Source organism: Shewanella inventionis, from assembly GCF_019931735.1.
Classification (GTDB): Bacteria; Pseudomonadota; Gammaproteobacteria; order Enterobacterales; family Shewanellaceae; genus Shewanella; species Shewanella inventionis.
This window is the reverse complement of sequence record NZ_CP082926.1, coordinates 3,729,770-3,752,328: the sequence shown is the minus strand read 5'-3', so window position 1 is coordinate 3,752,328 and position 22,559 is coordinate 3,729,770. Positions and strand designations below refer to the sequence as shown.

General features: G+C 41.0%; 14 protein-coding genes. 4 read left to right on the top strand and 10 right to left on the bottom strand.

Annotated elements, in window-relative coordinates; genetic code table 11:
* Positions 1-104: 104 nt before the first annotated feature.
* Genes K8B83_RS16715 through K8B83_RS16690 form a run of 6 tightly spaced genes read right to left on the bottom strand, consistent with a single transcriptional unit; the run spans position 105 to position 7,288 of the window.
* Positions 105-1,739 carry a BatD family protein gene (locus K8B83_RS16715; RefSeq protein WP_223418382.1) on the bottom strand — a complete coding sequence of 545 codons (1,635 nt, stop codon included), beginning with the start codon at positions 1,737-1,739 and terminating at the stop codon, positions 105-107.
* The gene (locus K8B83_RS16710) at positions 1,733-3,814 is read right to left on the bottom strand and encodes a VWA domain-containing protein (protein ID WP_223420102.1); all 2,082 of its coding nucleotides are present in this window, start codon (positions 3,812-3,814) and stop codon (positions 1,733-1,735) included. Before K8B83_RS16710 ends, K8B83_RS16715 begins: the two co-directional genes overlap by 7 nt.
* The gene (locus K8B83_RS16705) at positions 3,814-4,812 is read right to left on the bottom strand and encodes a vWA domain-containing protein (protein WP_223418380.1); all 999 of its coding nucleotides are present in this window, start codon (positions 4,810-4,812) and stop codon (positions 3,814-3,816) included. Before K8B83_RS16705 ends, K8B83_RS16710 begins: the two co-directional genes overlap by 1 nt.
* Entirely contained in the window at positions 4,812-5,354 is a 543-nt protein-coding gene (locus K8B83_RS16700) for a DUF4381 domain-containing protein (protein WP_223418378.1), read from the bottom strand. The genes K8B83_RS16705 and K8B83_RS16700 overlap by 1 nt, the downstream gene beginning before the upstream one ends.
* Entirely contained in the window at positions 5,355-6,287 is a 933-nt protein-coding gene (locus K8B83_RS16695; protein ID WP_398410896.1) for a DUF58 domain-containing protein, read from the bottom strand.
* Between the two features lie 44 nt (positions 6,288-6,331).
* Positions 6,332-7,288: an AAA family ATPase gene (locus K8B83_RS16690; RefSeq protein WP_188736549.1), complete on the bottom strand. Its 957-nt coding sequence runs from the start codon at positions 7,286-7,288 to the stop codon at positions 6,332-6,334.
* 251 nt (positions 7,289-7,539) lie between these two features.
* On the opposite strand from K8B83_RS16690, the gene fadI reads away from it, so the two are divergent.
* Positions 7,540-8,850, top strand: a complete 1,311-nt coding sequence (fadI, locus tag K8B83_RS16685; RefSeq protein WP_188736546.1) for an acetyl-CoA C-acyltransferase FadI — start codon at positions 7,540-7,542, stop codon at positions 8,848-8,850.
* Positions 8,851-8,855: 5 nt separating this feature from the next.
* The gene (gene fadJ, locus K8B83_RS16680) at positions 8,856-10,982 is read left to right on the top strand and encodes a fatty acid oxidation complex subunit alpha FadJ (RefSeq protein WP_223418371.1); all 2,127 of its coding nucleotides are present in this window, start codon (positions 8,856-8,858) and stop codon (positions 10,980-10,982) included.
* 961 nt (positions 10,983-11,943) lie between these two features.
* On the opposite strand, the gene K8B83_RS16670 is transcribed toward fadJ, so the two are convergent.
* The 3 genes from K8B83_RS16670 to K8B83_RS16660 all read right to left on the bottom strand — a co-directional run bounded on the left by K8B83_RS16670 (position 11,944) and on the right by K8B83_RS16660 (position 20,212).
* Positions 11,944-12,684: a hypothetical protein gene (locus tag K8B83_RS16670; RefSeq protein ID WP_223418368.1), complete on the bottom strand. Its 741-nt coding sequence runs from the start codon at positions 12,682-12,684 to the stop codon at positions 11,944-11,946.
* Positions 12,685-12,791: 107 nt separating this feature from the next.
* A complete protein-coding gene (locus K8B83_RS16665) occupies positions 12,792-17,111 on the bottom strand; it encodes an EAL domain-containing protein (protein ID WP_223418362.1) in 4,320 nt (1,439 codons plus the stop codon).
* A gap of 311 nt (positions 17,112-17,422) precedes the next feature.
* On the bottom strand, positions 17,423-20,212 hold the full coding sequence (locus K8B83_RS16660) for an insulinase family protein (RefSeq protein ID WP_223418360.1): 2,790 nt from the start codon (positions 20,210-20,212) through the stop codon (positions 17,423-17,425).
* Positions 20,213-20,401: 189 nt separating this feature from the next.
* On the opposite strand from K8B83_RS16660, the gene sixA reads away from it, so the two are divergent.
* Positions 20,402-20,875, top strand: coding sequence for a phosphohistidine phosphatase SixA (sixA, locus tag K8B83_RS16655; RefSeq protein ID WP_188736536.1), 474 nt, complete (start codon positions 20,402-20,404; stop codon positions 20,873-20,875).
* Positions 20,876-21,002: 127 nt separating this feature from the next.
* On the opposite strand, the gene smrB is transcribed toward sixA, so the two are convergent.
* Complete coding sequence (smrB, locus tag K8B83_RS16650; protein WP_223418359.1) at positions 21,003-21,530, bottom strand: endonuclease SmrB; 528 nt, start codon at positions 21,528-21,530, stop codon at positions 21,003-21,005.
* A gap of 79 nt (positions 21,531-21,609) precedes the next feature.
* Between smrB and prmB the strand changes: the two genes are divergently transcribed.
* Positions 21,610-22,554, top strand: coding sequence for a 50S ribosomal protein L3 N(5)-glutamine methyltransferase (gene prmB / locus K8B83_RS16645; RefSeq protein ID WP_223418357.1), 945 nt, complete (start codon positions 21,610-21,612; stop codon positions 22,552-22,554).
* The last annotated feature ends 5 nt before the right edge of the window (positions 22,555-22,559 follow it).

The window sequence follows — 22,559 nt, the reverse complement described above, 5'->3', positions numbered from 1 at the left end:
GTTAAACATGTTCAATAGCTTAAAAACCCTAAAGGGGAATAGCAAGACAAATCACCCCAGCGATAAATTTGAGCTGGGGTGATTGGAGTAAACCTAATGGACGGTTAAGGGTTTAGGTCTGCGATGAGTGGTTTTTTATAAGCCTGGGGTTGCTCTTTGTAAGCCAGAATGGCGTCCATTAATGATTTTTTATCCATCGCCTGTGGTTGGCGGCTGTATTTATCGGCTTGCAGTTTATGAATGGCCTGAGCTAGCGGTGTTGATAAAGCGCTAATTTGGCTCAGTGTCATTGGCTGCCCTAAACGCTCACTAAAATAGGCCTGCACGGCTGTGATTGCGGCGCTGCTATCATTTTTATCACATGCATGCATTATCGCATTTAACCCTGTAGTGGCTGTTTTACGCGGAGCATCAGCTTTTGAGTGTATATCATGTTGTGGGTTGTATGAATAACTTGCGGCAACTGCCCTGCGCCATAGCACTAAGGTTATCAGCCATAGTAAGGCGAATACCGCGGCGATGAGGGGCCAATATTCTTGGTTACTGGCAGGACTAAAGCTGTCCGCCGCTGGTATATCTGTTGTGGCTGCACTGCTACCAATGACCTCAATTGTGCGTTCAGGTAGGGTTGCATACTGTTGTTTTTTTAGATGTGGATTCCACCATGGCACGCGAATTTCTGGAAGGGTATAAGTGCCAGGTTTTGTCGGTACTATGGCCGTGGTTAAGCTGTATTGCGACACCACTTGATTGTCGCGTACAAAGGTTTGTCTAACAGGTTTTTCTGGGTACGCTTTTAATCCTTCAGCTAACGGAATATCAATATCGGGCAGGCTCGTGTCGTCGGTATTGGACGCAATAAGGCTGATAGTGCGGGTGATTGGGCTACCTACTTCAAACTCGCTGACATCGTCTGGCCAGGTTTCTTTTAGCATTGCAATGTCGCTAACTAACCATTTGCCCTGGTAACTTGCAGGAGTTGAATTGATTTGAATCACTTCGCGTTCAGCTTCGGTTTGCATCGGTCTGCTTTCATTAAAACCAAACATTCCCCCGCGACGAGGTGCTTCAACTAATACATCACCTGAGAAGCTTGCACCATTGATGACAAGTTCGCCTGGCAGATCGGCAATAATCCCGTAGGTGCGTTCAATCACTCTAAAACGGCGACCATCGAGTATTTCGCTGCCATCTTTATCTTCGCCAATTTGTTTTATTTGTGCCCCTTCTACTGCGGGGGCGCTTAACACTCCGCGTTGAAGTTCTACAGCGAGATACAATTTAACTTTATAGGTAATTAATTGGCCAACATAAGCTTCAGTCGCGTTTGTTTCTACTTTAATAAAAACATTGTCGAGCTCATCGGCTGATGCGCCAGAGGGTAATACTTTTAACGCGATGGGTGTTGAGCTGACATTGTTAATGTTAAACGCCGGAATAATGACTGTGCCAGTTGATTTAGGTGAGAGTAACACTTGCCAGCGGGTTTCGCGCGTGGTGTCAAAATTAATCATTTTAGTGCTACGACCAACACTGGTGCGACCGACAATAAAATCGTCTAATAATACTGATGTATCGAGAGCGCCCGCGTTAAGATCATCATCGGCTACGATATCGAGTACAAAATACTCACCTTCGGCCACGGGGTTTCTATCGACAGTGGCTTGTACTTGAGTTAGCGCAAAAGCGGGCGAAGCAATGATAAATAGCAATAGGCTAAATAGAGTTCTGATTACCACTGTTCATTATCCTTAGACGGTTGACTATTTTGACGGCGTTTTTGGTATTCAAGCTGCATTTTATTACGGATCAGCACTTGTGGATCTTCGTTGATGGCACGCAAGGCTCGTTGCATGTCAGCGGGTAAATCATCTGGGTTAATTTGCGATGCAGAAATCGTTTCAGCAGGCTCTCCTTGAGGTTGCTGTGACGATGGTTCTGTTGCTGAGCTCGCGCTCATTTGCTGTTGCTGATTTGCTTGCTCTTCTGCTTCTTGAGCCGCCGCTTGCATGCTGGCTTCGTTGCTTAATGGCTCGTCGCTTGGCTGTTGTCCAGATGGTTGTGACTGCATATCACTTTGAGTGCTGTCGCTGGCCGATTGCTCATCCGCCTCAGGGCTATTAGGCTCTTGTTGCTCACCAGCTTGCTGCTGCGTGCCAGATGATTGCTGATTCTCATTTTTTTGGTCGTCAGATGCACTTTGTTGTGGGTCACTAGACTGTTCGCTATTGTCATCTTGTGGTGATTGATGTTGGTTTTCAGCATCATTTTGTGATTGCTGCTCACCTTGATTATTCTGCTGTTGATCACCGTTTTGTTCTGACTGTGATTGTTGTGACGAAGATGAATCACTTGCGTTAGATTGATCTGAACTTGAGTTATTTTGGTTTGATTGCTCACCGTCACCAGATTGTTGTTGATTAGGTGATTGTTCTGCTTGCTGCTCAAGCAATTTCATTGCTAACTCAAGATTTTGCTGAGCTTCTACAAATGGTGTTTGCATTTTAAGGGCTTGCTGGTAACGATTAATTGCTTCTTGATAATGATTAAGTTGCATTAGGGCGTTGCCTTGATTGTACAGGCCATTGGCACTGTTATCTTGCTCAAAACCTTCAAGCGCGTGTTGGTAATTGCCCGCTTTGTAATGTGCCGATGCTTGCCATTGTTGACTTTCAAAGGTGTCAGCCGCTTTAGCAAACTCACCTTGTTCAAACGCAGATTGTGCTTGCTGATCTTGAGTTTGCCATAGGTCTTGCCAAAGGGAGGCTTGCACTGGTTGGCTGTTTATCATGTTGATACTGAGCAGCGCACCGAGCAAAAACAATGGATTTAACATCACATTCAGTAACCCTTGACGAAAGCTCATTAGCATTGGCAATACTAACAATAAGGCGAGATAGGGGCCTAGGTCTTGCCAGGATTCGCCGGCTAAATCTGTTTCTGTTGCCTCACCTTCTACCGCTAGCCAGTCAGTTAGGGTATCAATATCACTACCATCGGTTTGGGCTGGCACTAAGATACCTTGATGTTGCTGAGCGAGTTTTTGCAGTAAGCCATAATCTGTTTTGGCAACGACCACTTCGTTGCTGTTATCGCGCAGTAATTGGCCGTCACCTAAGCTAATTGGGGCACCTTGTTGGCTACCAAAGGCCATAATGGATAATCGATAACGGCTATTTTTTAATTCTTTAACAGCGTAATTAAATTGGCTGTCTGACACACCGTCAGTGAGGACAATAATATCACCGTGCACATGTCCGCCTTGAGCCAGTAAGTCCTGGGCTAAGCTCAGAGCTGATGCAAGATTAGAGCCTTTAGTTGGCATGATATCGGGTGATAGGGTGGGGAGTAAGTTTAAAATTGTTGCAGTGTCACGAGTTAACGGACTTATGGTGTAGGCGTCTCCTGCGTAGGCGATAAGGCCTGTTTCACCTTCTTTTAATTCTGCTAATAAATCAGTTGCGCGAAACCGAGCATATGACAAACGATTTGGGCTTAAATCGGTCGCGTACATGGACAAAGACATGTCCATTATCAACACTCTGCCTTGCTCTGTGGCAAATACAGGTAAATTTTGTTTATTAATTGCAGGGCCAGCTAAAGCAATAACCGCAATCAACCAGCATAAAATAAGTAACCATTTGGGCTGGCTTTTATTATCCAGATTTTGGGTAATTAACAGTTGGCTTAAATGTGGTGCTATATATTGTTTCCATGCAGATTGTTGGCTATGTCTACGCCAAAATAATAAGCTAATTAAAGCGACAGGAAGCAAGGCTAACAGCCATTCAGGTCGAATAAAATGCACCATGATTAGTTTGCCTCCTTATTTGCATTTTTAGAGGCGAAAACCGTTGGCCATTGTTGTTGCAAAACGATGAGTAAACTCATGATGAATGACAATAACAAAGGCCAATAGAAGAGTTCGCTTTTAGGACGATAGCTGATTTGGTCTCGGCTAACGGGTTCGAGTTTATCGATTTGTTGATATATGCTGTCTAACTCTTCAGTGTTTCGCGCTCTAAAATAATAGCCATTGGTCATTTCTGCGAGTTTTTTCAATTGTGTTTCATCTAAATCCATTGATGGATTAATGCGTTCTTTGCCAAATATGGTTCGGCGCTCTAATACATCAGCACCCACTCCAATGGTGTAAATGGTAATATTGCGTTTGGCTGCTATTTGCGCTGCAACTTCGGGCTCAATATTGCCCGCATTGTTTGAACCGTCGGTTAATAAAATTAATACACGGTTACTTTCGCCTACTTGATCAAACCGTTTTACGGCTAGAGCAATGGCTTCACCAATGGCGGTTTGCTTGCCAACTAAACCAATTTGTGCATCTTTTAAAAAGGTTGCAACAGAGCGGCGGTCCAAGGTTAATGGGGCTTGCAGGTACGCATGGTCAGCAAACAAAATTAGTCCAAGCCTGTCGCCTTTACGACGTTCAATAAAGTCACTGAGCACATGCTGAATTAACGTAAAACGATTAACTGTTTGACCATTAATGACCATGTCTTCAATTTGCATACTGCCAGATAAGTCAACGGCCACCATCAAATCGCGACCTTTAGAGGGTAACTCTATGGGATCGCCAAGCCATTGTGGTCTTGCGATAGCAATTAATAACAATGCCCACATTAACCAATAACGTTTACGACTGTGTTTGTTTTTTCGGGTGTGAGCGACTGTGATGCCACTGGCAATGCCCGGAATGTGTAAGTGCCCACCAACCTCGTGTGTTTTGGTTTGCTTAATCAATAAGGGCAAAGGGAGTAGCAGTAAAAGCCAAGGCCAATATAATGCTAGCATTAGGCCTCCTGCGTATGCAGATAAGTGGTTAATGACGGGTCACTAAACGGCTTTTTATTGCTTAGCCATATTTTTGCCAACAGCGCTAATTGCTGCTTTTCGTCCGCAGTTAAGCCATTGGCCTGATGACGCTTAAACAGTAATTCACCTATTACATGTTGTTGCTTGCTAGGTAGCCTGCTGTCGAGCCAGTCAAACCAGGGTTGGCCATTTAGCTTGGCTAGGCTTTCTCGTGGCAGATAAGTCATTGCGGTTCGTTTAAGTAAACTGTTTACCTGGGCTGCAAAATTGTCATCGTTAATGTCGTACTGATCCAGCAGTGACAATGCTTTTTTTCTGGGTGCATGGTATTGATATTGTTTGTATATTCTGTATGCAAACCATATGGCAATAGCGATAATTAATGCCGCAATTATCCAATAACCGGGTGCGATAGGCATAGCACTAATGGGGTCGGGTAATTGGATGTCATTTAATTGTGCTAGTGGAGAAGCACTGGCATCGGCTGTTGTTGGCGGCATTGGTAAATTTGAAGTTGTCATTTAACGTAAAATATCCAATTGGGCGCTCAGTGGTTTAGCGGCATCAATTAATTTAGGTTGTACTTTAATCAAATTCATTAAACTAATAAATTGCTGCTGTTGTGATTGTTGGTTTGTTAACCATGCATCGTAACTTTGGCGAGTTAAAGTTAATTGTTGATGGCCATCTCGTACGGGTAAAGTAAATTGTTTAGGTAAAGCTAATGTGCCTTGTCTGAGTGGGTCAGTGACGATGAATGCGCCAATGTCACAGTGCCGAGATAACTCAGTAAGCGGTGCTAAACATTGCTGATTAATGTGTTGGCCGTCAGTTATAATCCAAATCAATGAGCCTGGCTTTGCAATACGTTGTAAACGCTGACAAGCTTTGAACAGGTGGTCAGGGGCTGAGGCTAGCTGATTAATTTGATTTAATTGCTTTTGGTGTACATCAATTAAACCAGAGGTTAATTGCAAAATCCCTTGGCGTCGGCTGCGCGGTTTGAGCTCTAAATGTGTTGCTTCACTGGCAATTAATGCCCCTAAACGATCGCCATGATTAATAGCATTCCAGCCAAGTGTGGTAGCCAGGTGTGCTATTTGTACTGACTGCAATAAAAGTTGCGAACCAAAGTATGCACTATGACTTAAATCGATGAGCAGCAGAATAGGGCGTTCACGCTCTTCGACAAACAATTTTGTGTGAGCCACACCGGTACGTGCAGTCACTCGCCAGTCAATGGTGCGAACATCATCACCATTTTGGTAATGACGCACTTCAGCAAACTCCATTCCGCGCCCCTTTATGAGGCTGCTTCTATGGCCAGACAATGCCGCTTTAGCGCGAGATTGACGGTCTGGAATGGCGCGCGAGAGACTCTGGCAAGCAATAAGCTCTTGCTCTGTGAGGTTTACTCCGTCGCTGTATAGAGGCAATGATTGGGTATCTAGCATCATAATGCGACTTTACTTGCTAATATCAACATGCAATTTCGCCTTTAAGGTACGGCAACTTGGCTAAGAATATGATTTATCACTTGGTCTGCGGTCACGCCTTCGGCTTGTGCTTGATAGCTCAGCAATAAGCGGTGACGTAGTACGTTAGGTGCTACGGCTTGAATGTCTTCTGGTGACACAAAGTCGCGATCATTTAACCAAGCGCGAGCACGTGCACAACGTTCAAGTGAAATGGTTGCTCGCGGGCTTACGCCATATTCTAACCATTTGGCCAGTTCGTTACTGTAACGAGCAGGCTGACGAGTCGCCATTATGATTTCGACTATGTATTGTTCTAGCGGATCGGCTAGGTAAATTTCTAGCGCTTGATCACGAGCTGCAAACACGTCTGCTTGGGCAACAGGGTCGATTGTTGGCAATTGATGTGTTTGTGCTTCTTTGCGCGATTGACGCAAAATTTCGCATTCAGTTTCTGCACTTGGGTAATCAAGGTTTAAGTGCATTAAGAATCGGTCAAGTTGTGCTTCTGGCAGCGGGTAAGTGCCTTCGTTTTCAAGTGGGTTTTGGGTAGCCATCACTAAAAACAACGGTGGCAATGGGTAGCTGTTTTTACCTACTGTAACCTGTCCTTCTGCCATGGCTTCTAACAATGCCGATTGCACCTTTGCCGGTGCACGGTTGATTTCGTCAGCTAAAATGAGATTGTGGAAAATCGGCCCAGCTTCAAACTCGAATGTGCCGGTTTGTTGGCGGTAAATGTCTGTCCCTGTTAAATCAGCAGGTAATAAATCGGGTGTAAATTGAATGCGGTGAAACTCGCCTTCAACACCGTCGCAAAGTGCTTTTACTGCACGTGTTTTTGCTAAACCTGGTGGGCCTTCTACTAATAAATGACCATTGGCGATAAGTGCGATTAATAAGTTTTCGGTTAATACAGGTTGACCTAACACAACAGTATCTAAATAGGTGCGCAGTGAGTGGAAACGACTTAACGGCATAGCTGTACTCAATTTATTTAGTTGGCATTGGGGTTATTGAAGCCTATGTTATGAATTCTATTGGTTTTTGGCTAGTAGGATTAACATATTTTAACTATTAATGAAGCAGATAGTTGTAAACGCCTGTTTAAAACTATTCAATAAAAAGTTAGAATCGGGTCACACTTTGATGGTCTGACCAGATAATCTGGCAAAAATAGAAAACTTATCGGCTCTGCCTTGATGAGCTAACAATAATAGAAGGGTGACATATGAGTGATAGACAACAGGTAACAAATGCCCGGGGCGAACGCATAGCGATTGTTGCCGGTTTACGAACTCCATTTGCGAAACAAGCGACAGCTTTTCATGGCGTATCTGCGCTAGATATGGGCAAAATGGTGGTAAATGAGTTGCTGTCTCGCTCTGAAATCGACCCTCAATTAATTGAGCAGCTTGTTTATGGCCAGGTAGTACAAATGCCTGCGGCGCCAAACATTGCCCGTGAAATTGTCTTAGGCACAGGTATGAATGTGTCAACTGATGCTTACTCTGTAACACGTGCATGCGCGACTAGTTTTCAGTCTGCGGTAAACGTTGCTGAGTCAATTATGACTGGTAATATTGAAATTGGTTTGGCAGGTGGTTCTGATTCTTCATCGGTGTTACCGATTGGTGTGTCTAAAAAGTTAGCTCACGCATTAGTTGACCTTAATAAGGCTCGTACTTTTAAGGACAAGTTTGCTATTGCTCGCCGTTTAGGCTTAAAAGATTTAATGCCTGTACCGCCTGCGGTGGCCGAATACTCAACGGGCTTGTCTATGGGGCAAACGGCTGAGCAAATGGCTAAAACGTATAACATTAGCCGCGCCGACCAAGACGCATTAGCGCATCGCTCGCATACCTTAGCAACTGAAACCTGGAATTCAGGTGTGCTTCAGCAAGAGGTGATGACGGCACATATTCCGCCGTATAAACAATTTATCGATCGTGATAATAATATTCGTGAAAATTCAGTTTTAGAATCTTACGCTAAATTGCGCCCTGCGTTTGACCGCAAACACGGTAGCGTAACAGCCGCAAACAGTACGCCATTAACCGACGGTGCCTCAGCCATTATTTTAATGAGCGAAGGCCGTGCGAAAGCGTTAGGTTATCAACCTATTGGTTACATTAAGAGCTATGCCTTTACTGCTATTGATGTGTGGCAAGACATGTTGATGGGACCTTCTTATGCAACGCCATTAGCGCTTAAGCGCGCTGGAATGGAGTTAGAAGATTTAACATTAATTGAAATGCATGAAGCATTTGCAGCACAAACATTAGCGAACATGCAGATGTTTGGCTCTAAAAAGTTTGCTGAAGAAAAGCTGGGGCGTAACCGCGCGATTGGCGAAATTGATATGAGCAAATTTAACGTGTTAGGTGGCTCACTAGCTTATGGCCATCCATTTGCTGCAACCGGTACGCGTTTAATTACACAAGTGTGTCGTGAATTAAAACGCCGCGGCGGTGGTACTGGTTTGGCAACAGCTTGTGCCGCGGGTGGTTTAGGTGCAGCAATGATTTTAGAGGTGGAGTAATGAGCATGGAAAAAACATTTAATTTAGTGCGCCGTGAAGATGGTATTGCCATTTTAACAATGGATGTACCTGGCGAAACCATGAACACCCTAAAAGCCGAATTTGGGCCAGAAATCACTGAGATTTTAGCTGAGATCAAAGCTGACAATAGCATTAAAGGCTTGGTGATCACCTCTGGCAAGCCTGACTCTTTTGTTGCCGGTGCTGATATTACTATGCTAGCGGCATGTAAAAGTGAAGAACAAGCAAAAGCATTGTCTCAGCAAGGCCATGTGGTATTTTCTGAGCTTGAAGGTTTGTCGATCCCTGTTGTCGCTGCCATTAATGGGGCGTGTTTAGGTGGTGGTTTAGAGCTCGCATTAGCGTGTCACTTACGTGTGTGTAGTGACGATAAAAAGACCATGTTAGGCGTACCAGAAGTGCAATTAGGCTTATTGCCTGGTGGCGGCGGAACCCAGCGTTTACCTCGATTAGTCGGTATTGCCACAGCATTAGATATGATGCTAACAGGTAAGCAAATTCGCCCTAAACAAGCCTTGAAAATGGGGCTGGTTAATGATGTGGTGCCTAATTCAATTTTAGTTGAAACTGCGGTTGCATTAGCTAAAAAAGGCAAGGGTGCAGCCAAACCTGTCAAACAATCTAAAATGAATCAATTTTTAGAGTCGAGTTCGTTTACGCGCGATATTATGTTTGATCAAGCGCGTAAGCAGGTTATGAAGAAAACCCAGGGTAATTATCCTGCACCGGCTAAAATCATTGACTGTGTTCGCCAAGGTATGAATAAAGGCATGGCAAAAGGTCTTGAGGTTGAAGCCACTCATTTTGCAAACTTGGTGATGTCAAAAGAATCTGCTGCGTTACGTAGCTTATTCTTTGCCACTACAGAAATGAAGAAAGAAACTGGCGCCGAAGGGGCTGTTCCACGCAAGGTCAAAAAAGTGATGGTACTTGGCGGTGGCTTAATGGGTGGTGGCATTGCATCTGTTACCACCACCAAAGCTAAAATTCCTGCGCGTGTTAAAGATATTTCAGAGCAGGGCTTAAGCAACGCGTTATCTTATGCTTACAAGTTATTAGATAAAGGTGTTAAGCGCCGTCATATGACGCCAGCGGCACGTGACAATATTATGTCTTTGATGACCACAACAACCGAATACACAGGTATTAAAGATGCTGACATCGTGGTTGAAGCGGTATTTGAAGATTTAGCCCTAAAGCATCAAATGGTGAAAGATGTTGAACGCGAATGCGGTGAAAACACTATTTTTGCATCGAACACATCATCACTACCTATTGGCCAAATTGCTGCAGCGGCGAGCCGTCCTGAAAACGTGATTGGTTTGCATTATTTCTCACCAGTAGAAAAAATGCCGTTAGTGGAAGTGATTGCCCATAAAACCACGTCGCCTGAAACCATTGCAACTACAGTGGCCTTTGCACGCAAACAAGGTAAAACCCCAATTGTTGTGCAAGACGGTGCCGGTTTTTATGTTAATCGTATCTTAGCTTTGTATATGAACGAAGCCGCGCAACTGTTATTAGAAGGTCAACGTGTTGAGCATTTAGACCGAGCGCTTGTTAAGTTTGGTTTCCCAGTCGGCCCGATGACATTACTCGATGAAGTGGGTATTGATGTAGGCGGTAAGATTTCGCCTATTTTAGAAAAAGAGTTAGGTGAGCGTTTTAAAGCGCCTGCGGCCTTTGACAAGTTATTAGCCGATGAGCGTAAAGGGCGTAAAAATGGCAAAGGGTTTTATCAGTATGGACCTAAAGTGAAAAAAGCCAAACTGGTCGATGAGTCAGTGTACAAAGTACTTGATATTTTAATTGCGTCAGACAAAGAAGCAAAAGATGTTGCAGAGCGTTGTACTGTCCAAATGCTAAACGAAGCCGTTCGTTGTCTTGAAGAGGGCATTATTGCTTCAGCAAGAGATGGTGACATTGGCGCAATATTTGGTATTGGCTTTCCGCCATTCTTAGGTGGTCCGTTCCGTTATATTGATACCCTAGGAGCAGGTAATTTAGTGGCAACCTTAAGAGGGTATCAAACTCTTTATGGTGAGCGTTTTGCGCCTTGCGAAACCTTGGTGAAAATGGCAACCGAGGGCAGCCAGTTTTACCCTAACTAGAGTTTAAAATATGTTATGAGCCGCTCATGTAAGAGCGGCTTTTTTATCGCTTAAATTCATCATATTGATGCTAAAAATACCAATGGGTATTGTAAAATGACGGGCCTGTTATTCGGGCTAGTATTTTTAAGCCATTGTTACTTAAGACAACGATAACGCCGTGATCTAACCCCAGGTTTCAAGTCGCTCAATTAAGTTTGAAAACACTCTTAGTGGAGTGATGTATTTGCAACAGTAACACTGTGATAGTGGTTAATTAACATGGCGCAAAAATGCGGCAACAGCTTGCCGGAATACCACCTAAATAAGGCATACTTTTGCCGTATTTTTAATCGATTCTTGTTATGCTTTTCGCTATAATGCTTGGACTTTAGTGATGCTATTACGATATTTAATCGTACATTGGTGCTAAATTATCGTTATTAATAGTGAACATCGGATACCTTGAGCTGTTATAAATCATCATGGAGGTTTGAGGGCAGCTTTATAGATAGTGCGATAGATAGCTTGAGCGACAGTGTGATAGAGAGCTCGCTTACTTTTTGAGGTTTTATATATGCAGTTTAGTTGGTTAGTGGTTCTGCTTTTAACGAGTGCAGCCAGTTGTATTGGTTTTGGGGTGGCAGCTTACAGGCAAGGGCTTGGAGTCAAGCGATGGGGCTTTTTAGCATTATTATTAGGCCCATTGACCTATCCGTTGTTTAGCACTCACAAGCGACTTGCAGATGTAAAACTATTGCGTCAAGGCGGGTATAAAATACAGTGTTAACTCCGTTGTATGACACTAAAAAAGGAGCCTGAGCTCCTTTTTTTTATGGGGATAACCGACAAAGGTTATTTCCACCAAGCCTTAGCAGGTATAACTTCTAAGTGGTTTAACCCTTCTGGTAGTTTCACTTTCTTACGTGCTGGTTTTGCTAAACCTAATGCTATCTTAAGAGAAGTAAACATCATAGACTCCTTAAGCGGTTTGTGTGTCTAGTACTTTAAGACCCGGAATACCAGCTGTTTGAGTATCTAGTACTTTAAGACCAGGAATACCAGCTGTTTGTGTATCTAGTACTTTAAGACCAGGAATACCAGCTGTTTGAGTATCTAGCACTTTAAGACCTGGAATACCAGCTGTTTGAGTATCTAGTACTTTAAGACCCGGAATACCAGCAGTTTGAGTATCTAGTACTTTAAGACCCGGAATACCAGCTGTTTGAGTATCTAGTACTTTAAGACCAGGAATGCCAGCTGTTTGAGTATCTAGTACTTTAAGACCCGGAATACCAGCTGTTTGAGTATCTAGTACTTTAAGACCAGGAATGCCAGCTGTTTGAGTATCTAGTACTTTAAGACCCGGAATACCAGCTGTTTGAGTATCTAGTACTTTAAGACCTGGAATACCAGCTGTTTGAGTATCTAGGACTTTAAGACCAGGAATACCAGCTGTCTGAATGGCTAGTACTTTAAGACCCGGAATACCAGCTGTTTGAGTGTCTAGTACTTTAAGACCAGGAATACCGGCTGTTTGAGTGTCTAGTACTTTAAGACCAGGAATACCAGCTGTTTGAGTATCTAGTACTTTAAGACCCGGAATACCAGCAGTGTATTTATTGTTTTTCTCTACTTTTGTTGTATCTTGAGCATTTTCAAGTGCAAAACAGCCAACAGACAACGCCGATAAAACTGCTAGTGAAATTATTCCTTTAATCATTTTATTCTCTCTTATATTTAGTAATTCAAGCTCAGGGTTAAAAACATTATTTTTTGACAACTGAGTCTGTATTAGCATTTGTCGTGCCAAATATAAGAGAGAATGATTTATTTTTTTATTTGTGTTTGCGAAAGCGACTCAAATTTGAGTTTATCTGCTGTGAGCATTAACTCAAACTCAGTTTCCTTTATCGGTTTACTATATATATAGCCTTGTATTTCTTCACAATTTAAGGCTTTTAGAATGTTGAGTTGAGCTGTTTGCTCAACACCTTCTCCCACAACGGTTAGGCCCATGTTATGAGCGATGGTAATAATTGAATCAACCATTTTTAAGTCGCGATCTGACTTGTCGATATCGTCAACAAAGGTTTTGTCAATTTTTAAACAATTAATCGGGAAGCGTTTTAAATACGACAATGATGAGTAACCCGTTCCAAAATCATCAAGTGCCAAACTTACCCCCATTTTTGCCAGTTGCTGCATGACTTTAATGGCTTGTTCTGGGTTTTTTATTACCGTGCCTTCGGTAATTTCTAATTCTAGGTGTTTAGCTGGCAGTTTAGTGAGTCGTAAAATTGACTCAATACGTTGCTGTAAATCAGGAAGTGCAAACTGCTTTGACGATAAATTGACGGCAACCCGACCACTAAACAGGCCTGCGTCTAACCATTTTTGAGCTGCAAAACAGGCTTTGCGAAGCACAAGATCACCAATTTCAACAATTAATCCATTTTCTTCAGCAAGTGGAATAAACTCATTTGGGCCAATGATGCCTAACGTTGGGTGGTTTAAGCGAACTAAGGCTTCCATTCCCGTTAAGCGATCTTTTTTAACGTCAATTTTAGGTTGATAGTAAACCTCAAAAAAATCATCTTTTAATGCTTCTCTGATAAGGTTTTCTATTTCGAGTTGGCGTAACGCATTCTGGTTTAAGGATTCTGAATAGAATTGATATCGGTTACCCCCTGCCGATTTTGCATGATACATCGCAATGTCAGCTTTTCTCAGTAAAGCTTGTTCATTTTGTTCATCTTCAGGATATAGCACAATACCGATACTGATCCCCAACACTAAAGATTCGTTATTGAGGTTAAAAGCCGGTTTTAAGCAATTAATTACCTGCGTAGCAATGGCTGCACACGACCCAATATCAGGATGTTGATCAACTAGCAGGGCAAATTCGTCACCTCCTAATCTGTAAAGGCTGGCATGAGCAGGGATCGCTAGCTTAATACGCTCAGACACGCCAATTAATAAATCATCGCCAATTTGGTGCCCTAAAGAGTCGTTAATACGCTTAAAGTTGTCTAGATCCAGCACCATAAGAGTATGGTGAATGTCTTTTTTTACCAGGTTACTTAAGGTTACTTGCAAGCTAGAGCGGTTAGGTAATCCTGTGAGTAAATCATTATTGGTTAATTTTCTGAGTTCTTCTTCTTGTTGTTTACGGCGAGTAATGTCAGAGAAAACACCAACATAGTGGCTTGCTTCGCCCTGTTCATTGTAAATGGCGTCAATTGTAAGTTCCATCAGGAAAAAGTCATCAATACCTCGGCAAGCTTCAATTTCGCCACTCCAACGACCTTGTTGCTTTAATAGGGTTCGTATTTGTTCAGAGTAACTTTCTGGATAACGATTAAAGCTTAGGGTTTTATTGAGGTACTTTTCTTGTGTTGAGGCCGTTAATTCGCAACAAGCTTGGTTTACTTCAACATATTGGTATTTTTCATTAAGAATAAACATGCCTTCAGAAATGTTTTCAATGGCTCTGGCAAATAAACGTAATTGCTCTTCTGCTTGTTTAATATTATTGATGTCTTTAATAGTACCAGTCATACGCAGCGGACGATCCTTCTGATCTCGCTCAACAATTTTTGCTCTGTCTAAAATCCAAACCCATTGTTGGTTTCGTGCTTTAACCCGATAGGCGATTTCAAAGTGGTCAGTTATCGCATTGAAATGATCGTTCAATGCTTTGGTGACCCGTTCTCTATCCTGAGGATGTATATTGCTTTCTTCTTCTGGTGTGCCTGAGCGTTGCCCATCTTGAGGGAAATCTAGTGAACCCCATATATTAGAACGATAAATTTTACCGCTTTCAATATCCCAGTCCCACATTTCATCGCCACTACCCCAAAGCGACAGTTTTAAGCGCTCTTCACTTTTGGCTATTTGTTTTTGTGTTTGACGGCGACGATTAATGCTTCTAAAAAATAAAGATATAATAATAATAGTAATAATAGAGTAGATACCGATAGCTAAATTAGACAACCACCATGGTGGTGTAATAATTACTTTTAACTCTCTAATGTCAGTTTTGTTACCGGTTAATTTATTTTCAGCATAGATTTTAAAAGTATAATTCCCCGCTGAAAGGTTTGTGTATGTAACACTGGTATTACCTTTGGTTGATAGCCAGTTGTTCTCTAAATCTTCTAGGTAATAAAAAAACTCATAACTATTATTTTTCCCTCCCAGGACTCCAAATTTAAAAGTAAATGGGTAGTCTGAATACTTTAATGTTATTGATTTTGTGTTGTTAAATGGTTTTGTAAGTAATGAACTACCAGTTACTACTGGAGTGTTGAATAAAAGTAACTCTTGAAGTGATATTCGATGGTTTTTTTTCTCTTTAATTTTTGATATTACTTTAGCAGGTTCTATTATTCCAACACCATTGTTGCTGCCCAAAATAACTTTGTTGTCAAATGTTAAAGATGCCTGTGAGTTGTAGTCTTCTAATGATCCGTTGTTTGTATCTAAAGTGAAGTTTTTTTTGTTTTTTAAGTCTATGATGTTTACTTCTCTATTTGATGCAGCAATGATAATGTCGCCAATGTTAGATAGTGAGTATATTATTTTTTTTCTATCTATTATTTGGTTTATTCTATTTTTATCGTCATTTATATTTGTCGACAAAACGCCATTTCTAGTTCCAAAAAACATAATTCCATTAATATTTATAAGGTTAAAAACAAAATCTCCGCTGTAGATTTTTTTTAACTCATCATTTTTGTATTTGTGCAACCCGCTTTGTGATGCAATCCATAATGTGTCATCAATTAGTAATGTATCATATACGGGGTAGTTCATATTTGTTTTTATAGTTTTTATTACTTTGTTTTTTGAATTTAGAATATAAATATCACCTTTGAATGTCGATATGTATAGTAAGTCATTAAATAGCTTTATATTGAAAATATTTTCGTTTAAAATTTTTATTTGTTTTTTTAAGTTGGTATCGATGCTATACAAACCAGAAGAGGAACCAATGTAAATTTTGTTATTGTTTGCTATCATGGATTTCGGTCCATGTGGGATTTCGGTTTTAATAATGTCATGCAAGTCGAATGACATGTTGTAAACAAAAATAGTGCTTTCATCATTTATAATGTATGTCGCATTAGTATCTTTTGTCATTGACCAGATACTGCCTGTCGCATTCTTTATTTTGTTGATGAAGTTGTTTTCTTGATTTATTTTTACGAACCCATCATTGTAATTGGATATGTATATATTTCCATTTTGCTCTTGTACAAATGATTTTTTTAATTTTTCTTCTTCTATGTCAAAAAAGCCTATTTTATTTGCTTTTATAACGCCAGATTTCATCTCTATGTGGAATAGTTCATGACCATTTATTGCAATGGTTGACTGACCGTTTGAACTGATATGTTGGACTTTTAGATTTGAACTTTTTGTTAGTGTCTGTGAGTTCTGTAGAAATGTATATATGCCATCATTTTTAGCTATTATTAACTGATTACCAAGATTTGCAATTTCATTTGATTTGTTAGTGATTAACTCTAGCTCTTTGTTTGATACTTTAATTAAGTATCCCTCATAGTTTCTAATGAAATAAGTGTTTTCAAATTTAATTATTTTTTTAACTTCTTTTAGAGTGTTATCTTTAAATGAGTATGTGATATCACGTGTATTGTTATCATAAATAATAAATTTATTATTCAACCCAACAAAAATTTCATTACCTTGTTGCGATAATGACCAAACAGCTTGTTCTCCGATATGTTCAGAAATACTGTTTTTTGAAAAAGATTCAGTTTCACTATCAAATTGAACTAAGCCTTTATCAGTTCCAACCAGCAGGGCACCGTTATTATCGATAAGTAGGTTACGAATAAAAGAGCTCGGTAAAGATTTGCCATCATCAGCAGCATAAAATTGTTTGAACTCATTACCATCAAAGCGATTCAAGCCATTTATGGTGCCAACCCACACATAACCTTCGCTGTCTTCTACGATTGCAGTGACGGTATCTTGTGACAAGCCGTCGGCTACACCGTAGTTTGTATGATTCAGTAAAAGGTCAAAGTTTGATTCTGTGCCATTGCTATCAAAGGCGTGGGCAAATGAACTTAACAATAAACTGGCGTAGACACAGAGTTTGAGTAAAATTTTAGGCATAATTGTTATGTTTATTCTCTTTCGATGCCGCAATAATATAGAAGAATTGTCTACTTTTTCAGAAACCTGCGTCTTTGTCAAAAGCATGTTAACAAAAATCACGAGGTTGATAGTTTATTGAGCAATTATTCTAAAGAAGATGGTCTAGAGTTAGTTTTTTATCAATAACTTAGTCATACTAAAGTTTTATATGGAATGCAGTTCAGTAAACAGTGTTTACATTCTTTACATTGCATAACATGGGGCCTCATCACGTTAGTTACTCAATCTGTGCTAAGGCCTCTTTAGTTTGTATTCGTTTAAATATCTTATTAAAACTGAAATTTTTCTGCTTGTTGTTTAAACGTTTTTAAGTCAACAATCATGTTGTCTGTGCGAAGACTCGCCTGGCTGTGATGTTGTTCACCGCAACTAAATAGCACTAAGCGATCACAATCTTTACTGCGCATGTGAGTGACCATAAACTTAATTAAATCAGCTCTGGTGAGTTTCATCACTTCTGCCACCACAAGTTCTCGCTGGTTAAAGTGATAATCTCGATTTCCTAAGCTAACCCAATAGCGCTGGCTTCGGGTTTTTAGGTTTGTGTCATTTTCCATTATTTGGCTGATCATGCCTTGTTTGGTGCTTTCCCACTGTTCATTGGTGATTTGCATCACGGCGTAATTAAAGTCTGCGATAAACTCGTCAATTGCCTCGAGTAATTGTCTGGGCCCTGTAGTAGGGGATTGAACGTAAAATATAATCCCAGGATGTCGATTAAGTGGTAAATAACCAGTGCCAACCATATAGCCAAGTTGTTGCTTAGTGCGCAGTTCGTGAAAGAAGGTTGAAGACATAGTGTGATTCAACAAGCTAAACAGTGCCATACGCTCTGGAGTAGCAAAGCGCGATTGATAATATACAATGATGGCACTGTCTTGATGGGCAATGCTCTTTTCACGTAGCAGTGAGCCTCTTTTATCTAAATTGACTAATTCTCGAGAGGACTCTGTGCTTGGCTTGGTGACTAATGACAATAAATGTTTTAAGCGTTTACCGAGTTGTTGGGCTTCTTCCTCTAACCAATCTCCGTAAACTAAACCCTCTAAATACACTTTTTTATAAAATGCACTGACATGATTATGTAAGTCTTCTAGCGTAAGGCTAGACAGTTCTTCTGCCATTCTGGCGGGCTCAAAACTGCGTTTTTGTAATGTTACCGTGAGGCTGGTGAATAACTGCGATATAGGTTTTGCCTGGGCGACATTATTCCAACTACGCAAAATTTGTTTTTTAATCATACTAAAGCGTTGTTCGGTAAAATTACGTTCGCGCGCTTTGTTAATAATTAAGGTGAGTAATCTTTCTTGGTTACCTGTAAACCCTGTTAAGTGTAACGTTATACCACCTTGATGCGGGTAAATGTTGTAATTAAGCCCAGCGACTTCTGCTTGGTAAGTTGGCTCTGTTAAATAGTCGATGAGCATTTCGACATAAAGCCGTGTTAATGCAGCCTGTTTTGGGGTTGAACTGGCTTCATCTGAGTCTAGCGATAAATATAAATGCCCCTTAGGCACGTTAAATTCATCGTCTTTTTTATGCCAAATTCGATAACCTTCACCCTCCGCCACAATTTTGGGCACAAGGGTGTTGCTTGGCTCGGGCCTTGCCTGAGGATTGGCGACAATAAAAGGGTTTTTTTCAGGCAGTTTTAGCGCATTTCTCGTTTTTACTGTGGCCCATTTCTTTAGTTGCTCAGGCGTTAAGTCATTAACTTTGTATGGTGTGTCGTACCAAGCTGCTTGTTTGTCTACTTGCGACTCTTTTGCGACTGTCATTAAACGCATATTGTCAGCTGACATCATTGATAAGAGCTGTTTTGTTTCATGCTCTAGCAACTCATCCATGCGGTAGTCACCATAGATAATGTCTTCGGTGTCGTAATGGTGCATATTGATGCTTAAATGGCTGGCTAAATCTAAAATTTTAATCTGTTCTTGAAAGCGAAACGCAGTGTCTAATAAATTGGCTCGCTCTTGGTAGCGCCATGCTTCTACGCCTTGTTGTTTTATTAGTTCAATATATTCAAATACACAGGTTACAACCTCATCTAGCTCATTTAGGCCTTTGTCTGTTAACTGAATACTGATGGAGTAATCTTTAAAATTGTATCCATTGACACCACCGCCAGCGGATAAATTATTTGCTAAGCCCTGTACCTTTAAATATGACAATAAGCTACCTGGGCTTTCGTTACCCAATAAGTGACTAATGAAAGTGAGAGGCTTACGTTTATAGAATTGATCTATCGGTGGTAGTGCAAAGCAAATACTCACTCTTTTTTGATCTTTTAATGGCACTATTTGAATGTGTTTTTGCAGTTGCTCTTTTGATAACAAAGACTCTTGTGGATAGTGTTTACTTACATTTCGGTTTTGAATGCTGGAAAAATAACGATTAACAATTATCTCTAGCTCAGCAATGGGACGGGGCGCGACAACGCACAATGTCATGATATTAGCGCTGTAATGTTGTTGGTAAAACGCTAATAACTCATCACGAATGTCTGCTTGTTTTCCAGCTAAAGTGGTTAAGTTGCCCACCGAAAACTTTGAAAATGGATGCTTTGGATTGACCGTTTCTTTTTGTACTTGATAAACCCGGCGAATGTCGTCTTTAAGCTTAAGGCTAAATTCAGATTCAATGGCTTGTCTTTCGCGGTCAACTAACGCTAAGTCAAATTTAGGTGCGATAAAAAACTGACTAAAACGGTCAAGAGAGCCTTCTAGGGCGTCGGCATTAAGGCTGTAAAAAAAGTTGGTTTGCTCGGTACCTGTCCAAGCATTATTGCTGCCACCATGTTGATTAATGTAAGCATGATATTCGCCAGAGTCTGGGTATTTTTCGGTACCTAAAAACAACATATGTTCAAGAAAATGCGCCATGCCAGGGCGATCGATAGGATCGTCAAAGTGACCAACACCGACAGCCATAGATGCTGCCGCCTGGTTTGATTGCATATCTTCAACCAGTAGTACTCGCAATTGATTGCTTAATACTCGATATTGATATTGACGATGGTCATTTTGGCTTTTATAAACTGCTGGATAATCAGGCAAAAGAAGGCTCCAGAAAACATAACTTGTTATATATTGATCTTCTTATGGGTTTTTAGCAAATAGCGAAGGCATGTTTTATGCCTTTATCGACTAAAGTTTAGCGAATTATCGGTGATACTAGGGTTTGTTGTTGTGCTATTTAGCGCTACAATTGCCTAAGAATGATAATAAAAACATCCAGAGAGAAGTATGCAGCTATTTTTGATGCGACATGGTGAATCAAGTTTTGATGCACCGTCAGACAGAGAGCGTAAATTAACTGAAATTGGCCGTGTACACAGTGGCTATATGGCTAATTGGTTAGTCAAAAATAATAGTTATTTTGATCTGGTAATAGTGAGCCCCTATCTACGTGCTCAACAAACGTGGCAAGAGGTGAGTAAACATTTACCCGAACCTCGAAAGTTTGTTGTTCTTGATGATGTGACGCCTTCTGGTGATGCTAAAAGAGCGGTTGATGTTGTACTTGCTTATGCTGACCAATTTAAAGCGGATAAAGTGTTAGTGATTGCTCACATGCCTATTTTAGGTTTTATGGTCAGTGAGCTGGTTGCGGGCATTGAGCCGCCTTTGTTTGCAACCTCTGCCATTGCGCAAATTGATAAGCATATGGAACAATGTAGTTTTGTTGCAATGACCGCTCCTCATCAAGTTGTATCTTAATGATGCTGAAATCGTGCATTTATTGAGTAAATTGGGTACAAACATAACAAAAAGGTAAGTGTGAACTTACCTTTTTGCATTTTTAAAGCCATACCAAATTAGTTTAGCCCGAATGATGCTATTGCGGTTAACGCCGGTGGGGGTGCTCTCCAATATCAATTAACACTAGCAACGCAGCATCGCCGCCCCATTCTTTTGGTGCTTGATGAAACGCTTTAACTTTGGGGTGTTGTGCTAACCACATGGGCAGTTGTTGTTTTAAAATGCCAGTTCCGTATCCGTGCATGACACAACAACAAATGCTGCTTTGCTTTACACAGGCTTGTATAAGAGCCGCTAACTCTAGTTTGGCTTCTGCTTGCCTTAATCCGTGTAAGTCGAGTAGCAAATCGGGTGTATAGTCACCACGCCTCAAGCGTTTTAGCTCAAGTTTATCTGCACTGTCATTAATCCAACGCATAGGTCCATCGACCGGCAGCAGCGGCTGATAGGTATCCGAAAAATAGCTGTCAACGTGAATTTGACGCTCTTTAAATTCGAATTGTTGTTTGGGTTTGACTGGCTGTTTAAAATGGTGGGTATCTTGCTTAAGCGGTTTGATACCGTCTATCAGTTGACTAAACAGCGAGTTGTCTGGGTAATTTTCGTCTTTCATGACGGTATTGTATTGAATTCTAGGTCATCTTAATAGACATCAGTTACAATAGTGCAGAACAATTTTTTAGGAGCGTGTTTTGGATAAAATCTTTGTAGATGAAGCGGTCACTGAGTTACGTACTATAGGTGATATGTTGCGCTGGGCGGTTAGCCGTTTTAATGATGCCAATATTTATTATGGTCACGGTACAGATAATGCCTGGGACGAAGCTATTGCATTGGTTTTTCATGCTTTACACTTACCCGAAGAAATCGGTCAACAAGTTATCTTAAGTAACCTCACTAGTAGTGAAAAACATAAAATTGTTGAGTTAATTATTCGCCGCGTCCGTGAGCGTTTGCCTGTGCCGTACTTAACCAATAAAGCGAGTTTTGCCGGTCTTGAATTTTATGTTGATGAGCGTGTGTTAGTGCCGCGCTCACCGATTGCAGAAATGATTAATAACCAATTTAGCCCGTGGTTATACAACAAGCCTGTACATCGTATTATGGACTTATGTACTGGCAGTGCGTGTATTGCTATTGCATGTGCCTATGCTTTTGAAGATGCTGAAGTCGATGCGCTAGATATCAGTGAAGATGCATTAGACGTTGCGCAAATTAACATTGAGTCACTTGATGTGATGGAGCGCGTTTTCCCCATCCAGTCTGATTTATTCTCAGCGATCCCTAAAGGGCCACATTACGATTTAATCGTTTCAAACCCGCCTTATGTTGACGCTGAAGATATTGGTGACATGCCAGATGAATATCATCATGAGCCAGCCATTGGTTTAGCATCGGGTCGCGATGGTTTAGATTTAACCAAACGCATTTTAGCCAATGCAGCTGATTATCTAACCGAAAACGGCGTGTTAGTCGTTGAGGTGGGTAATTCAATGGTGCATTTAATGGAGCAATTCCCTGATGTGCCGTTCACCTGGGTAGATTTTGAATTTGGTGGTGATGGTGTGTTTGTATTGACTCATGATCAGCTAGTTGAAAATCAATCACTTTTCGCAATATACAAAGATGGTGAATAATAAGC

Bases quoted from the DNA above. Each gene is read 5' to 3' on its own strand.
- fadJ (WP_223418371.1), top strand. From the start codon at position 8,856: ATGGAAAAAACATTTAATTTAGTGCGCCGTGAAGATGGTATTGCCATT.
- K8B83_RS16695 (WP_398410896.1), bottom strand. From the start codon at position 6,287: ATGCTAGATACCCAATCATTGCCTCTATACAGCGACGGAGTAAACCTC.
- fadI (WP_188736546.1), top strand. From the start codon at position 7,540: ATGAGTGATAGACAACAGGTAACAAATGCCCGGGGCGAACGCATAGCG.
- sixA (WP_188736536.1), top strand. From the start codon at position 20,402: ATGCAGCTATTTTTGATGCGACATGGTGAATCAAGTTTTGATGCACCG.
- K8B83_RS16665 (WP_223418362.1), bottom strand. From the start codon at position 17,111: ATGCCTAAAATTTTACTCAAACTCTGTGTCTACGCCAGTTTATTGTTA.
- K8B83_RS16700 (WP_223418378.1), bottom strand. From the start codon at position 5,354: ATGACAACTTCAAATTTACCAATGCCGCCAACAACAGCCGATGCCAGT.
- K8B83_RS16670 (WP_223418368.1), bottom strand. From the start codon at position 12,684: ATGATTAAAGGAATAATTTCACTAGCAGTTTTATCGGCGTTGTCTGTT.
- K8B83_RS16690 (WP_188736549.1), bottom strand. From the start codon at position 7,288: ATGCCGTTAAGTCGTTTCCACTCACTGCGCACCTATTTAGATACTGTT.
- smrB (WP_223418359.1), bottom strand. From the start codon at position 21,530: ATGAAAGACGAAAATTACCCAGACAACTCGCTGTTTAGTCAACTGATA.
- K8B83_RS16705 (WP_223418380.1), bottom strand. From the start codon at position 4,812: ATGCTAGCATTATATTGGCCTTGGCTTTTACTGCTACTCCCTTTGCCC.